Genomic DNA, 13,925 nt, shown 5'->3' with positions numbered 1-13,925 from the left:
CGTGTTGCGTGCGGCGTGGAGCGTGTAAGCTTTGCCGATGAAAATCTATCCTCGCACTGCCTTTGTCCGTTCCGCCATCGTGGTGGGGCTGGTCATCGGTATCAGCCAGGCGCTGACCCTGTGGTTCTTCGCCCGCAATGCCTACCTGCCCGGTATTCGTGAATACGCTCGCCTGACGGTGCTGCAAGCGGAGCTGGCGTTTTCTTCTTCCGGTGAGGAAGACGCCCGCCTGGCCCAGCGACTGGCCGGCGCCACCGGTATTGAAGTGGCCACCCCGGACAACCTGCATCAGGGTACCGTGCTGTTATCCCAGCCGGTGGTCAGTCGGTTTCGGGAAGAGGTGCAGGAACGCCTGCGCGAACCGGTCACGGTAAGGCTGGAGGACAGTCGCCAGCCAGTGCTGTGGGTCAGTGCGCCTTCTTTTCAGAAGCAGTGGTTGCGGGTGCCGATGGAATTCTTCCGCGACTATGACCGCTATCTGCTGCTCGGCTGGGGGGTGACGGTGCCGCTGCTGGCCATTATCGGTGGCTTGCTGATTGCCCGGGGGCTTAACCTGCCGTTGCGGCGGTTGGCCCGGGTCGCCTTGAAAGTGGGGAGAGGTGAAGCGGTGCCGGTATTGAATACCAGTATCGGGCCGGAGGAAATTCAGGCGGTGAATGCGGCCTTCAATCGCATGACCAGTGACCTGCAACAGGCCCAGCGGGATCGGGCGCTGTTACTGGCGGGGGTATCCCATGACCTGCGTACGCCGCTGACCCGATTGCGTCTGTCGGCGGAATTCATGCAGGACGAGGAACTGGCCCACGGCATTATCGAAGATATTGAGGACATGGATGCCATTCTTGATCAGTTCATTTCCTTTATCCGCGATGGCGCCGATGAGCAGCCCGACCTGGAAAATCTCAACGAGCTGATACAGGAAGTGGCCGGCAAGTACCCCACGGAGCAGACCCGTTTTGAGCTACAGGATCTGCCGCGCCTGATGCTCAAGCGGCTAACGGTAAAACGGATGCTCGCCAACCTGATCGGCAATGCACTCAAGTACGGCGCGCCACCGGTGGAGGTGCGTACTGCTGTGATGGAAAACGTGGTGTGCCTGACCGTCCGTGATCATGGCAAGGGCGTTCGCGAAGAGGATATTCCCCTGTTGCTGCAGCCGTTCTCGCGGGGTGAGAAAGCCCGCACCCTCAGTGGCAGCGGCCTGGGTCTGGCCATCGTCAAGCGCATCGTCGATATGCACCACGGTGAGATTCGTCTGGCGAACCATGAACATGGTGGCCTGTTGGTAGAAGTCCGATTTCCGGTTACCGGCAAGTTTGTTCAGCCGGAATCACTGTCCGCCGGGGTACGTTAAGGAACCTGCCGATAACAAAAAAGCCACATTTTCGGGTCGGGAATGTGCGCTGGCGCAAAGTCTGTTTTTGCCGAGCAGCGCATTCTATTGAACACGTCACCGAGCGTACTGCTAAAACAAAAAAACGACAGGAAAAATGAAAGAGATACGCTGTCGGGAAACAATAATACTGCTCCGGAAATATTGCCAAATGGACTTGGGAGAGCCCGCCATGATTTATCCCCCGCACCAGCATCATGCCGATGTGCTGATAACGTTTTCTACTACCTGATCGCTGATTCCTGACCGGGAAAACCCGTGTTATGAATGCCGATAGCCTGTCGCTGCAGTAGCAGAAACAGGTCGTTGGGCCGCACTGTTTTGCGGCCTTTTTTTTGTGTCGGAATAATGTCATAGGACCTATGAAAATAGGGTTTCATAACGATACTCTTGATGTGCGAGAAAAACTGACCAAGGAGAGATCATGAAAAAAACGTTGCTGTTGCCTTTGCTTGTTATTGCTGTCCCTGGCTTTGCCTCTGATGTGTATCAACAGGATGGATATTTCGGCGTGCAGTACAACATGCTGAATCAGGAAACAGGGGGTGATGATCTTGAGCCGTCGGCTCTGCAGGCCCGTTTTGGTTTGCAGTTCAATCCCTTTGTGGGGCTGGAAGGGCGTCTCGGTTATGGCTTTGATGATGATGACATCAGTGATGGTGCTGCCTCGATATCACTGGACCCTGAATGGCTGGTAGGCGCTTATCTAAAGGTGGGCCTGGACCGGAGTCTGCCGGTGGTGCCCTATGTTTTGCTGGGCCACTCCACGGCCACCGCTGAAGTCACCACGGAATTCAGCACCTTGCTCGGAACGGCACGTAACACAGAAGAGCGTACCGCCAGTGATCCATCTTACGGTGCCGGGGTGGAAGTGAATCTCAGCGAGGAAACGGCGATTACCGCCGAATGGGTGCAGCTTGACGATGATGATGACTTTGATCTGACCACCATCAACATCGGTTTCCTGCAGCGTTTCTAGTCTCTGTCGGAGAGGGCGGGCGCAGCGTGCGAGCTGCGTTTCTCCAGCGCCCGCCCGGACAGAAAGATCAGTAAACCGCCAATAGCCAGTGCCGCGCCTACCAGGCCGGTGCTGGACCAGGCCAGTCCCTGTTTGACGGTGATGCCTGCCAGCCAGGCGCCCAATGCATTGGCCAGGTTGAAGGCGGCATGGTTCATGGAGGCGGCCATGGTCTGGGCGTCCTCGGCCACGTCCATCAGGCGGGTCTGCAGGGCTGGCCCCAGCGCCATGCTGGTGCCCACCAACCCCACGAAAAGGATGCCTGCCACCGTCCAGTTCGCCGCAAAATAGAAGCCCGCCTGGATCAACGCACACCAGATCAGAATTAACGGAATGGCCCGCAGCAGATTGCCGTCGGCAGCGCGGGCACCGGCAAAGTTGCCAATAATGGTGCCAATGCCGAACACCATCAGCACCAATGGCCCCCAGCGCTCCGCCATGCCGGCCTGTTCGGTGAGGGTGGGCATCACATAACTGAATACCGCAAACATGCCGCCGAAACCGATACTGGCCACGCCCAGGGTGAACAGCACCCGCTGTTTCACCAGGGCAGACAGTTCGCGGCGTGGGCTGGCGTTCGGGTCCGGGGATTGGGCGGGCACCCACAGGCGTATCAGCAGGGCGGTGCACAGGGCAATGACGCCGACGCCGATAAAGGCCACCTCCCAGCCAAACAGGTTGCCGGCCCAGGTGGCCAGCGGTGCGCCCACCACGATGGCAATGGTCAGCCCGCTCATCACCCGGGCCACGGCCCGGGCACGCATGTGATAGGGCACTGCCGATGCCGCCACCAGAGCGGCTACGCCGAAGTAGGCACCATGGGGCAGCCCGGCCAGAAAGCGCAGGCCAACAAAGGTCCAGAAGTCCGTTGCCAGGGCGCTGGCCATGTTGCCCACGGCAAAGACCAGCATCAGGGTAATCAGCAGACCCCGGCGTGGCACCCGGGCTGCCAGGGAAGAAATCAGCGGCGCGCCCACCACCACGCCCAGTGCATAGCTGCTGATGGCGTAGCCCACATCTGGCACCGGCACCTGCAGGTCGGTGGCCACCCGTTGCATCAACCCCATGATGACGAACTCGCCGCTGCCGATACCGAAGCCGCCCAGAGCGAGGGCCAGGGAAAGGCGAAGCAGACGAGCAGAGTCGGTGGTCATAGGGGCTCCTGCGCAGGGCTGCGAGTTGCGTTAGGGGTGGCAAGGGGGAATGGGATTACCGGAATTGAAGAGAGTTCATTCTAGCACGGAGAAAAATGCCCTAGGGTGGCTGATGAGAGGGCGGGCATGTTCGAAGGCGCCCTGAAAGCAGACCAGGAGAAAGCATGAAGGTGAAACGCATCATGGCCAACCTGGCCACCCCGGATCCGGAAAAGGCGGAGGCCTTTTATGGCGGCATTCTGGGGCTGGAACGGATCATGGATCACGGCTGGTTTCGCACCTATGGCTCGCCAGAAACCATGCGGGTCCAGGTGAGTGTGGGGTCAGAAGGCGGCTCAGGAACGGCGGTACCGGACCTGTCCATCGAGGTGGACGACCTGGAGGCGGCGCTGGAACGAATCCATCAGGCCGGCGTGGCCGTGGAATATGGCCCGGTGAGTGAGCCCTGGGGCGTTCGACGGTTCTACGTGCGCGATCCCTTTGGTCGGCTGCTGAATATTCTCCAGCACCAGTGACGGGTGCTGGCCCTGCCCGCTAAGGCAGGGCCACCGGGTTAGAGTGCGCTGGCCGGCACCAACGGAATATTCACCCGTGACGGCATGGCCGGGGTGCTGTAGACGGTCATGGCGCCCAGCAGGCTGGTGAGCAGATCCGGGATCGGGCTCAGGCCGTGGGGCAGGTCGCTGGTGCCCACGCTGATACGCAGTTTTTCCCCGGCCTTGATCCGGGCGCTGGTGGGGAACACTTCCACATCGGCCCGGAACGGTTGCAGGGGCGTGATGGTCTTTTGCGACGCTTCGGTGAACGGGTGCCAGGGTTGAACCAGTTTGCCGTTCATAAAGCGCGATTTGCTGGCATCGAAGGCACTCATGGACGCCATCTGAATGCCGTGGGTCAGCGGCCGGGCAATGCCGTTTTCACCCACCACGCTCACTCTGACGGTGACGTTGGTATCCAGGGCGGTGGTGGAGGCCCAGATCTGCCCGGTGATCGGCCCGTTGATAACCATGTCTTCTTCCAGCGGCTCGCTGGTGTATACCGCTTCCAGCAAATTCACCACATTGTCCTGGGCCGAGCAGGGCGGCAGGATCAGGCCGAGCACGCCGGCGGTCCACTGGCTGGCACTGGCGGAGCACAGGCCATTCACCGGGGTCTGCAGCAGGCTGGTCTGCTTGTTGGTGACGGGGGCGCTCGGTGAAATACTGCCGAACAGCGGGGCGCCGGGCTGGCCGTGGAGGAAAAAGGTTTCTGCTTTTGCCTCAGGGTGCGGCCAGTCGGCGGCAGTGACGTAGCGTTCCTCACCGGTGTAGTACTGGGTGACAGGCGGGTAATCGCCGGCACCGCTGTCCATGCCTTTCAGGTACTGATCAAACCAGGCTAGGCGGATAGTCGACAGCGCCGGCACCCCGTCGGCGGGCAGTCCGGCGCCGGAAGAGCCGTCCAGATGTTCCCAGGGGCCAATCAACAGCTTGGCGGTGGTGTGATCTTTCAGGCCCTCGTAGATCAAGGGCTCGCCGCGCTGAAAAATATCGTTGAGCCCGCCCACCACAAAGGTCGGTGCGGTGATCTTGTCGATTTGCTCCAGCGGTGAGCGGATACGCCAGAATTCAGTGTCGTATTTATTTTCATCGCCGATCAGGGCGCCAGCCACTACCGGCACCTGGAATTCTGTCAGGGCGCCCTGCAGGTGTTGCAGTGTGGTGTTGAGGTAATACCCCGGTTCATTGTTATCCAGCCCGGCGGGGGTGGGAATGATGCCGAGGCCGGTGACCAGGGTGACCCACAGGGGGATGAAGCCGGCATTGATCTGGCCACCGGTGAAAACGATATCCCGGTAGGCATCGCCCATGGGCACAATGGCAAAAATGGCTTTCACTGCCGGGTCTTCCCGGGCACCGGCGAGCAGCCCGGTAATGCCCATATAGGAAGCGCCGTTCATGCCGATGCTGCCGTTGCTCCAGGGTTGGGTCTTGATGTGGTTCAGCAGTTCGCCGATGTCATCCTGATCTATCTGGCTGAACGCCTGCCAGCTGCCTTCGGAGGCACCGGTACCACGCAGATCGACGATGATGTAGGCGTAGCCCCGTTTCACCAGCGCCGGGTCGGCGGCACCGATGGCGCCGAGCGCCTGGTTATAGCCGGTAAAGGTGGCGATCACCGGAAACTGGCCGTCGATGGCATTGCCGTTTTCATCCGCTGGCAGGGTCACGGTGGCGGCCAAGCGAATGCCGTCGCGCATGGTAATCAGCTGCTGGGGGAGGTCGACGGTGTTCGGGTACTGCTCGTCGCGCTGATAGGGTTCGCCCCAGCTCAGGTTCCGCGGTGCTGGATCTTCCGCCGACCCGCTGCCGTCCCCGTTGCTGCCATTGGTATCGTTACCGGCGTTGGCTTCCGGGGTGTTGCTGTTGTTGGAGACGGTGGCCGCACTGCCTCCACCGCCGCCACAACCGGTCAAGGGCAATGCGATGCAAAGCAGGGTTGCCAGGAGCCATGGCCCGGGCCGCAGAAAGGATGAAGGCATGGTGCTATCCCCGAATTGTTATACATGTTTTAGCCTATGAGGATAGAAGCGGAACCGGGACGGGTCTGTTGGTACACTGGTACAAGAAAGTGAATGAGCCGGCGGGTTTTGTGTCGGACTGTAAGGCCCCGGCAGGCGTCGGGGCGGTGTATTAGCGAGAGGATTTGACGCGCAGCAAGGCGCCATTGCTGCTGTCGGTGAGCAGGTAAAGATAGCCATCCGGGCCCTGGCGAACATCACGGATGCGATCGCCCCTTTCTTCCAGCAGGCGGACTTCCGACAGCGGTTTGTGGCCATCAAAGGCCACCTTGTTCAGATGGGTCAGCTTCAGGGCGCCATGGACGGTATCGCCCTGCCAGTCCGGGTAGCGATCGCTGGTCACGAAGGCCATGCCTGACGGTGCAATAGAAGGGGTCCAGTGCAGCAGCGGCTGGGCCAGGCCTTCCTGCTTGGTGTCACCGATGCCGGGGCCATAATACTCCCGGCCATAGGTAATCTCCGGCCAGCCATAATTCTCGCCGGCTTCCACAGCATTGATTTCGTCTCCGCCGCGGGGGCCGTGCTCATTGAGCCAGGGTTTGCCGGTGTCGGGATGCAAGGCCAGCCCCTGTGGGTTGCGGTGGCCCCAACTCCAGATGGCCGCGGCCTTGCCAGACTGACCGGCCAGCGGATTGTCATCGGGAGTGCGGCCATCGTCGTGCAGACGCAGCACGCTGCCGGCCGGGTCTGCGGTGTCTTGGGCGCGCTCGCGCTCACCCCGGTCGCCCACGGTGACAAACAGGTAGCCGTCGTTATCAAAGAGGATGCGCCCGCCGAAGTGTTTGGCGGTGTTGGTGCAGGCTTTTTCCGCCACGTAGATATCGCGAAAGTCTTTCAGGGCGCCATCCCGGTAAGTGCCGTAGCCCACCGCCGTGGTGCCGCCATTGTCGCCACAGGGTTTGGCATAGCTCAGATAAAGGCGCTGGTTGTCGGCGAAATCCGGGTGTGGCATTACATCGAATAGCCCGCCCTGGCCACTGGCCACCACCTCTGGTACCCCGCTGACCGGATCTTCCTGCAGGCTGCCATTCACCAGTCGGCGCAGGGTGCCGCGCCGTTCAGTGATCAACCATTCGTTACCGGGCAGAAATGCCAGGGACCAGGGGTGGTCCAGGCCATCGGTGATTTGCTCGGTCTTAACCCTGTCATTGCTTTGCGGGGTCAGGGTGGCGGCGTTGTCGGCACAGGCGCACAGGCTCAGGGCCGTGAGGGTGACGGTGATCAGTGATCGCATGAGGAGCTCCCTTGTTCGGACTGGCTTGAGCATGCCATGCCCGGCGTGAAGGGTGAACCATCGTCACTAACGCTGGCGTTTTCGATTCACCGCCCAGGCCAGGGCAACAGGAACCAGAAATACCACAAAGAAAATAGGCAGTTCGGCCATAAAGGAATAACCGGCATGGACAATGCCCACGGTCATATTGATGGCCGAGGCGATAAACCAGAACAGGGTGAAGACGGCGAGCAGATGGTGTCGCAGCCAGGGGATGGAGCGGCCGATTAGCGCCAGTATGGCGAACAGCAAAAGACCACCGAGAATGACGATAAGCGTATGCATGTGCGGCTCCCAGTGAGATGGGCGGCAGGCACGGTACGTGCCTGCCTGTTGGCGCTAACGGGTAGTGTAACCGCCGTTGGCAAAGATTGTCTGGCCGGTGATCCACCAACCCTCGGTGGCCAGGAATTTGATGATGGGGGAGATGTCCTCGATTTTGGTCAGGTCCCCGTTCATGGCCTGGGACTTGTGGAAGGCCACCCGTTCCGGGGTTTCCTGGCCGTAGAAGAAGGGCGTGTCCATGGGGCCGGGGGCCACGGCGGAAACCGAGATGCCGCGACCTCCGAATTCCTTGGCGGCTGCACGGGTGAAGTGCTCTACCGGTGATTTGCCGCCGGCATAGGTGGAATAGCCATCGGTAAAGGCAGCCAGCAGAGAGGTGAGCACGGTGACGATCTTGCCGTTGTCGTTCAGGTGTTTGCCCGCTTCCTTGATGAAGAAGTAGGCGGATTTGGCGTTGATATCGAACATGGAGTCGTATTCATCTTCACTGGTCTCCATGATCGGTTTGCGCAACACCTTGCCCACGGTATTGATGGCGATATCGATGCCGCCGAATTTGTCCTTGGCTTCCTGGAAAAGCGCTTCCACATTGGCAGGCCGGGTCAGGTCGCCCTGAGTCATGTAGGCCTCGCCGCCCAGGTCTTGCACTGCCTTGACCGTGTCTTGCGCATCGGCGCGGCTGGCATCGCTGTTGTAGTGCACCACCACTTTGGCGCCTTCGCGGCCGACTTCCCGGCTCAACAGGCCGCCCAGGTTCTTGGCGCCGCCGGCAATCAGTACCACCTTGTCCTTGAATCCGTAGTCCGTCATCAGTCTTGCTCCAGGTTGTTTGTGGTGGAGCTATTGTCGGCAGGCTTGGCAGGGGCATAAACCGGTGTAAGCTGACAGCACTTGTCGAAAATAACGAACAATGAGAAGCCATGGATCGTCTTGAAAGAATGCATATCTTCGTCCGGGTGGTGGATTGCCTGAGCTTTACCAGGGCCGCTGAAAGCCTGGAGATACCCCGTTCCACGGTGTCCACAGCGATCAAGGAACTGGAGTCCGAGATGGGCGCGCGTCTGCTGAATCGCACCACCCGGGCTATCAAGGTCACCGAAGAGGGCCGCTTCCTCTACCGGAAAAGCCAGTCACTGTTGCAGGATTATGAACAGTTGGCAGGGGCGTTTGCCGTCAACGATAGCCGCCCTCAAGGCAAGCTGCGCATCAATGTGCCCGGGCGCCTGGGACGGCGTGTGCTGGCACCGGCGTTGCCGGATTTCCTGGATCGTTACCCGGATATCGATATTCAGATGGGTGTCACCGATCGGGCAGTGGATCTGGTGAGCGAAGGCGTGGATTGTGTGATTCGGGTGGGCGAGCTGGCAGACAGCAACCTGATCGCTCGGTCGCTGGGAAGCTTGCCGTTGTGTAATTGTGCCAGCCCAGGCTATCTGACCCGTTATGGTCGACCTGACACGGTAAAGGACCTGTCATCCCATCGCATCGTGGCGTTTGCGTCGTCCATGACGGGCAGGGTGGAAAGCTGGGAATACCGGCAGGGAGACAAGCTGGACAGCCTGGCGCTCCCCGCCCGTGTCACTGTGAATACGGCGGAGGGGATGATCGCCTGTGCCCTGGCGGGGCTGGGGATGATCCAGGTGCCGCACTACGATGTGCGCCACCATCTGGATTCCGGTCGGCTGGTCAGCGTGCTACCTGACACCGTGCCGCCCCCCATGCCCATCACCCTGCTGTATCCGCATCGCGAACATATGACCCGGCGTCTGGAGGCCTTTATCGACTGGGTCATCCCTGTGCTGGAAGACAAGGTGCTGGGCATGGCGCAGTGAGTCTCGGCGCCGCCTGGGATTTCTGCTGTTTGTTGTCTTGCCGGTTACGGCAGGATGCCGATACGAGTAAGCACGTCCTTGCCCGGAAATCCGTCGGCGACCAGCTCGTTGGCCTGCTGGTAGCGGGCGATGGCCTTGCGGGTGCCGGGGCCCATCAGGCCATCTTCTTCGCCGGCATCAAAGCCCTGTTCATTGAGGATCTTTTGCAGACGGGTCACCTGATCCCGGTTGAGGCGCGGTGCCTGCGGTGGCGTTTTGGAGAGGGGGCCGGCGCCGGCAATGCGGTCGGCCAGGCGGCCCACAGTAATAGCGTAGGATTCGGAGCGGTTCCAGCCCATGATCACCCGGAAGTTGTGATAGGCCAGAAAGGCGGGGCCTTCATGGCCAGACGGCACGATCACGGCCGCCTCCATGTCTGCGGATGGCAGGGGCTGGCCATTGGGCAATGTCAGCCCCAGTTCGGCCCAGTCGGCGAGCGGGCGTTTGTTGCCGAAGCCGGTGAGCTGGTAGTCGAAATCCGTTGGCAGACTGACTTCCCGGCCCCAGCGAGCTTCCCGTTCCCAGCCCAGAGCTTGCAGAAAGTGCGCGCCGGAGGCCAGAGCGTCGGCGCTGCTGCCCCACAGGTCGCGGCGACCGTCGCCGTCGTGATCCTGGGCGTGTTTGAGAAACACGGCGGGCATGAACTGGGTCTGCCCCATGGCGCCGGCCCAGGAGCCTTTCATCTGTGACGCGCTGACATCGCCGGCCTGCAGAATACGCAGGGCATTGAACAGTTCACCCTGGAAATACTCACCGCGCCGGCCTTCGCAGGTCAGCGTGGCCAGGGCGTCGAGGGTAGGGATGTTGCCCAGGTAACCGCCATAGTTTGTTTCCAGTCCCCAGAAGGCCACCAGGTAATGGCCGGGGATGCCGTATTCCCGGGTCAGGGTGTCGAGCAATTGACGATGGCTGCGGTATTTTTCGCGACCTTTTTCAATACGTTGCTCGCTGACGCGCCGGTTGAAGTAGTCGGCAAAGCTGCTGGTGAACTCCGGCTGACTGCGATCCAGTTCCACCACCTTGTCATTCAGTGTTGCATCATCCAGGTGCTGGCTGATCACCTGGGCAGGCAAGCCGGCTTCCAGGCCCGCCTGGCGCAGTTTGCTGATGCACATGGCAAAGCTTTCCTGGTCCAGAGCGAGGGCCGGGTGGCTGAAAAACAGGAACAGGGAAATCAATAAAAAGCGGGTGGCCATGGGGACTCCGAAACCGTGGCAGGGGCATCAATGACAGGGAGTTTACGACGGCCCCGCCAGGGTTTCATCGGGAGAATTGCAAAATTGCCGGCTCGTTCAGGGGGTTTCCTGTGGCGCTTCCCAGTGAATGGTGACGGTTTGCTTGCCCCACTCACGAGCCTCGGCCCTATCCGCCATCAAGATGTCGATTTTGTCGGTCCAGCGTTTGTTCATCTTGTCGAGCACTACATAGGTACCCATGCCTTCCACTTCCACTTCGGTGCGATGGGTGAGCCCTTTGGGAATCAGGTCGCGGGACACAGCGATGGCTTTCATGCCGGGTTCCAGCTGGTCGCCCCAGGCGGCAAGACCCACATTGCCTTTCTTGGTTTCCGCTTCGGACAGGGTGTACGCCGTGGCGGTGACTTCCTGGCTAATGGTGTTGTCGCTGTCACTGCATGCAGAGAGAAACAGGGCCAGCAGGGTCAGGCTGATTATGGAAAACGGTGCTTTTAGTGTCATGAGATCCCCCTTGTTGGAATGATACCTTACCGTGGCAATCCGACCGTGAAGGGGGCATGAACCCTGCCAGGCGGCTGATTCCGCAGCCTGTCAGGCAGGGGTTTCGTGAATTTCCCGGCGGACCCTGACGGCAGTGGAGCGGGCACGGATAACCCGCCCCCGGGCTTCACTGTGGGCGCGGCTGAAGGCGGCGCCGAGCAGCAGGATCATGGAGGAGTAGTACACCCACATGAGCAGGATCACCAGGGAGCCGGCAGCTCCGTAGGTGGAAGCGGTTGCCGTGTGAGACAGATAGAAGCCGATCAGGGCGCGGCCAATGGCAAACAGCACGGCGGTGATCAGGGCGGCGGGGGCCACGTCTTTCCAGCTCAGTACCACGTCGGGAAGCAGGCGAAAGATCATGCCGAACAGCAGGGCGATGACGATGATGGAGACCATGACCTCAAGTGCCAGGGCCACGCTGGAATGGAAGGGAATCCAGTTTTCCGCGTAGACCAGCAGGGTCTGCACGGCCACGTTGAGCAACAGGGATACCAGCAATACAAAGCCCAGGGACACCACCACGGTCAATGACAGCAGGCGGCTTTTGATCAGAGCCACGAGGGTATTGCGTGAGGGCCGTGGCACCACTTCCCAGATGGCGTTCATGGAGCGCTGCATCTGAGCGAATACGGTGGTGGCGCCGATGATCATGACCGTCAGGCTGAGTATGCCGGCGAGAACTCCCTGGCTGGGTGCGCGGGTGTTCATGATGGCATTGCGGATTTCTTCGGTGGCGGCGGGTCCTACGGTAGCTTCCAGCTGGCCGAGAATTTCCGCCATGGCGGCTTCGCTGCTCATCACCAACGAGATCACCTTCACGGCGAGGATGATGACCGGGGCAATGGAGAAAAGCGTAAAGAACGCCAACGACCCGGCATAGCTGGCGGCATTACCTTCCAGCCACAGGCGTATGGTGTTTTTGAGAATGCCGAACCAGTAGAGAAAGGTTTCTTTCATCGTGGCCACCGTCGTCCATGGGTAGCAGGGAGTGTATCGGTTGCGGTGGTCGCTAACTACCGGTTGTCTCTACATGGTAGCTGTAGGAGCGCCTCTTGAGGCGCGAATCCGCGTGTGAACGCGGAAGAGCCAGCAGAGCGGGCAATCGTTCCAGAAGGGATGGTTGCTTTCTGGAAGTGCTCCTTCGCTTAGGCTCGGGTTCGCGCCTCAAGAGGCGCTCCTACAGGTGCTACGGTTAATGCAGTTTCAGTCGTGGGCGCACCAGCTTGTTGAAGCGGCCGGCGATCAGCAACATGATCGTGCGGGGCCAGCCGTACAGGGCGGCCTGGTGCATGCGATACAGACTGATGTACATCATCCGTGCCAGCCAGCCTTCCACGAAGAAGTTACCACCCTTCAGGTTGCCCATCAGCATGCCCACCGAGCTGTAATTGGACAGCGATACCAGCGAGCCATGGTCCTTGTACTGGAACGGCCGCGGTTCACGTTTCATGATCAGTTGCTGCAGGCTGCGGGCGGTGTGTTGGGCCATCTGCTGGGCGGACTGGGCCCGTGGCGGGATGGGCCGCTCTTCGCCTTCCGGGATCAGGAACGCCGCATCGCCGATGATGAAGATGTTCTTGTGTCCCTTGGCCTGCAGGGTCGGCTCCACTTCCACCTGGTTGATGCGGTTGGTGGTCAGGCCTTCGATCTGGCCCAGCCAGTCCGGGCACTTTACCCCGGCGGCCCATACCAGCAGGTCGGCGTTGATGGGGTCGCCTTCCTTGGGTACCAGCGCCTCAGGGGTTGCCTCGGCCACCATGACACCGGTGCGGACTTTCACGCCCAGGGATTCCAGCCGCTGGGTGGCGGTGGCAGAGACCCGTTCGCTGAGCACCGGCAGGATCCGTGGCGCTGCTTCGATCACGTCCACCTGCAGGTGTTTGCGATCCAGCTTTTCGTGGCCGTAGAAATTGAGCATGGACACCGCATGATGCAGTTCCGCGGCCAGCTCCACGCCGGTGGCGCCGCCGCCGACAATGGCTACGGACACTGGCTTGCCTTCATAGTTGGCGTGCAGACAGGCATTCAGGAAGCGTTCGCGAAAGCGTTCCGCCTGGGCGCGGCTGTCCATGAACAGGCAGTTTTCACGCACCCCGGGGGTGCCGAAGTCGTTGCTCTGGCTGCCGGTGGCCAGTACCAGGTAATCGTAGGGGAGTTGTCGTTCCGGCAGCACTTCCGAGCCGTGGTTGTCCTGGAGCGGAGCCAGCGTCAGAGTCTGCGCCTCCACGTTCACCTGGGTCATGGTGCCCGGCTCAAAACGGTAATGGTTCAGCTGGGCGTGGGCGCGGTAGTCCACCGCATCCAGGTCCGCGTCGATGGCGCCGGTGGCCACTTCATGAAAACGCGGTTTCCAGACATGGATGCTGGAGGAATCTACCAGGGTCACGTCCGCGTGGCCGTATTTGCCGAGCTTGCGACCCAGGCGGGTGACCAGAGGCAGACCACCGGCGCCACCGCCGACGACAACAATTCTGGGTTTGCTCATTGGGGCTCCTGTCGGGCCAACCCTCATGGGTTGCCAGTCAATCATATCCACCTTGGCGGTGAACAGGTCCGGGTTAAAGGAGCCTCTGAATGACGCTGGGCGCACTCAGTGGCTCATCAATGAGGCAGAGCCCTTGTGGGGCAGGGA

At 60.6% G+C, this 13,925-nt stretch carries 13 protein-coding genes; 4 read left to right on the top strand and 9 right to left on the bottom strand.

What is annotated here, in order from left to right:
• Positions 1 to 37 precede the first annotated feature (37 nt).
• Together B3Q33_RS13205 and B3Q33_RS13200 are read left to right on the top strand one after the other, a co-directional pair.
• Positions 38 to 1,354, top strand: a complete 1,317-nt coding sequence (locus B3Q33_RS13205; protein WP_272962592.1) for an ATP-binding protein — start codon at positions 38 to 40, stop codon at positions 1,352 to 1,354.
• Between the two features lie 463 nt (positions 1,355 to 1,817).
• Positions 1,818 to 2,372 carry an outer membrane beta-barrel protein gene (locus B3Q33_RS13200; RefSeq protein WP_272962593.1) on the top strand — a complete coding sequence of 185 codons (555 nt, stop codon included), beginning with the start codon at positions 1,818 to 1,820 and terminating at the stop codon, positions 2,370 to 2,372.
• On the opposite strand, the gene B3Q33_RS13195 is transcribed toward B3Q33_RS13200, so the two are convergent.
• A complete protein-coding gene (locus B3Q33_RS13195) occupies positions 2,369 to 3,565 on the bottom strand; it encodes an MFS transporter (RefSeq protein ID WP_272962594.1) in 1,197 nt (398 codons plus the stop codon). The two genes, B3Q33_RS13200 and B3Q33_RS13195, sit on opposite strands and share 4 nt — an antisense overlap.
• Before the next feature lie 164 nt (positions 3,566 to 3,729).
• Here B3Q33_RS13195 and B3Q33_RS13190 point away from each other — a divergent pair, with 164 nt between their 5' ends.
• Positions 3,730 to 4,080 (top strand): VOC family protein, encoded by a 351-nt coding sequence (locus tag B3Q33_RS13190; protein ID WP_272962595.1) that lies wholly within the window; start codon positions 3,730 to 3,732, stop codon positions 4,078 to 4,080.
• Positions 4,081 to 4,118: 38 nt separating this feature from the next.
• Here the strand turns inward: B3Q33_RS13190 and B3Q33_RS13185 are convergent, their stop codons facing one another.
• The 4 genes from B3Q33_RS13185 to B3Q33_RS13170 all read right to left on the bottom strand — a co-directional run bounded on the left by B3Q33_RS13185 (position 4,119) and on the right by B3Q33_RS13170 (position 8,493).
• The gene (locus B3Q33_RS13185) at positions 4,119 to 6,086 is read right to left on the bottom strand and encodes a CocE/NonD family hydrolase (RefSeq protein WP_272962596.1); all 1,968 of its coding nucleotides are present in this window, start codon (positions 6,084 to 6,086) and stop codon (positions 4,119 to 4,121) included.
• 151 nt (positions 6,087 to 6,237) lie between these two features.
• Positions 6,238 to 7,359, bottom strand: a complete 1,122-nt coding sequence (locus B3Q33_RS13180; protein WP_272962597.1) for a PQQ-dependent sugar dehydrogenase — start codon at positions 7,357 to 7,359, stop codon at positions 6,238 to 6,240.
• 66 nt (positions 7,360 to 7,425) lie between these two features.
• Positions 7,426 to 7,683 carry a hypothetical protein gene (locus B3Q33_RS13175; RefSeq protein ID WP_272962598.1) on the bottom strand — a complete coding sequence of 86 codons (258 nt, stop codon included), beginning with the start codon at positions 7,681 to 7,683 and terminating at the stop codon, positions 7,426 to 7,428.
• A 54-nt stretch (positions 7,684 to 7,737) separates the two neighbouring features.
• Complete coding sequence (locus B3Q33_RS13170) at positions 7,738 to 8,493, bottom strand: SDR family oxidoreductase (RefSeq protein ID WP_272962599.1); 756 nt, start codon at positions 8,491 to 8,493, stop codon at positions 7,738 to 7,740.
• Positions 8,494 to 8,603: 110 nt separating this feature from the next.
• On the opposite strand from B3Q33_RS13170, the gene B3Q33_RS13165 reads away from it, so the two are divergent.
• Positions 8,604 to 9,515, top strand: a complete 912-nt coding sequence (locus B3Q33_RS13165; RefSeq protein WP_272962600.1) for a LysR family transcriptional regulator — start codon at positions 8,604 to 8,606, stop codon at positions 9,513 to 9,515.
• Positions 9,516 to 9,559: 44 nt separating this feature from the next.
• On the opposite strand, the gene B3Q33_RS13160 is transcribed toward B3Q33_RS13165, so the two are convergent.
• From B3Q33_RS13160 to B3Q33_RS13145, 4 genes are all read right to left on the bottom strand, one after another.
• Positions 9,560 to 10,750, bottom strand: coding sequence for a lytic murein transglycosylase (locus B3Q33_RS13160; protein WP_272962601.1), 1,191 nt, complete (start codon positions 10,748 to 10,750; stop codon positions 9,560 to 9,562).
• A gap of 96 nt (positions 10,751 to 10,846) precedes the next feature.
• The gene (locus B3Q33_RS13155; RefSeq protein WP_035246192.1) at positions 10,847 to 11,251 is read right to left on the bottom strand and encodes a 3D domain-containing protein; all 405 of its coding nucleotides are present in this window, start codon (positions 11,249 to 11,251) and stop codon (positions 10,847 to 10,849) included.
• Positions 11,252 to 11,341: 90 nt separating this feature from the next.
• Positions 11,342 to 12,250: a YihY/virulence factor BrkB family protein gene (locus B3Q33_RS13150; protein WP_272962602.1), complete on the bottom strand. Its 909-nt coding sequence runs from the start codon at positions 12,248 to 12,250 to the stop codon at positions 11,342 to 11,344.
• A gap of 235 nt (positions 12,251 to 12,485) precedes the next feature.
• Positions 12,486 to 13,778, bottom strand: a complete 1,293-nt coding sequence (locus B3Q33_RS13145) for an NAD(P)/FAD-dependent oxidoreductase (RefSeq protein WP_272975267.1) — start codon at positions 13,776 to 13,778, stop codon at positions 12,486 to 12,488.
• Positions 13,779 to 13,925: the final 147 nt, after the last annotated feature.

The sequence above is a fragment of the Alcanivorax sp. UBA3183 genome (assembly GCF_002364155.1).
Taxonomy (GTDB): Bacteria; Pseudomonadota; Gammaproteobacteria; order Pseudomonadales; family Alcanivoracaceae; genus Alcanivorax; species Alcanivorax jadensis.
Note: the sequence above shows the minus strand (reverse complement) of the source record. Positions and strands in the feature narration are given on the sequence as shown.

What these genes read in the sequence shown, in the direction of transcription:
- B3Q33_RS13205 (WP_272962592.1), top strand. Translation starts at nt 38, where the DNA reads ATGAAAATCTATCCTCGCACTGCCTTTGTCCGTTCCGCCATCGTGGTG.
- B3Q33_RS13200 (WP_272962593.1), top strand. Translation starts at nt 1,818, where the DNA reads ATGAAAAAAACGTTGCTGTTGCCTTTGCTTGTTATTGCTGTCCCTGGC.
- B3Q33_RS13195 (WP_272962594.1), bottom strand. Translation starts at nt 3,565, where the DNA reads ATGACCACCGACTCTGCTCGTCTGCTTCGCCTTTCCCTGGCCCTCGCT.
- B3Q33_RS13190 (WP_272962595.1), top strand. Translation starts at nt 3,730, where the DNA reads ATGAAGGTGAAACGCATCATGGCCAACCTGGCCACCCCGGATCCGGAA.
- B3Q33_RS13185 (WP_272962596.1), bottom strand. Translation starts at nt 6,086, where the DNA reads ATGCCTTCATCCTTTCTGCGGCCCGGGCCATGGCTCCTGGCAACCCTG.
- B3Q33_RS13180 (WP_272962597.1), bottom strand. Translation starts at nt 7,359, where the DNA reads ATGCGATCACTGATCACCGTCACCCTCACGGCCCTGAGCCTGTGCGCC.
- B3Q33_RS13175 (WP_272962598.1), bottom strand. Translation starts at nt 7,683, where the DNA reads ATGCATACGCTTATCGTCATTCTCGGTGGTCTTTTGCTGTTCGCCATA.
- B3Q33_RS13170 (WP_272962599.1), bottom strand. Translation starts at nt 8,493, where the DNA reads ATGACGGACTACGGATTCAAGGACAAGGTGGTACTGATTGCCGGCGGC.
- B3Q33_RS13165 (WP_272962600.1), top strand. Translation starts at nt 8,604, where the DNA reads ATGGATCGTCTTGAAAGAATGCATATCTTCGTCCGGGTGGTGGATTGC.
- B3Q33_RS13160 (WP_272962601.1), bottom strand. Translation starts at nt 10,750, where the DNA reads ATGGCCACCCGCTTTTTATTGATTTCCCTGTTCCTGTTTTTCAGCCAC.
- B3Q33_RS13155 (WP_035246192.1), bottom strand. Translation starts at nt 11,251, where the DNA reads ATGACACTAAAAGCACCGTTTTCCATAATCAGCCTGACCCTGCTGGCC.
- B3Q33_RS13150 (WP_272962602.1), bottom strand. Translation starts at nt 12,250, where the DNA reads ATGAAAGAAACCTTTCTCTACTGGTTCGGCATTCTCAAAAACACCATA.
- B3Q33_RS13145 (WP_272975267.1), bottom strand. Translation starts at nt 13,778, where the DNA reads ATGAGCAAACCCAGAATTGTTGTCGTCGGCGGTGGCGCCGGTGGTCTG.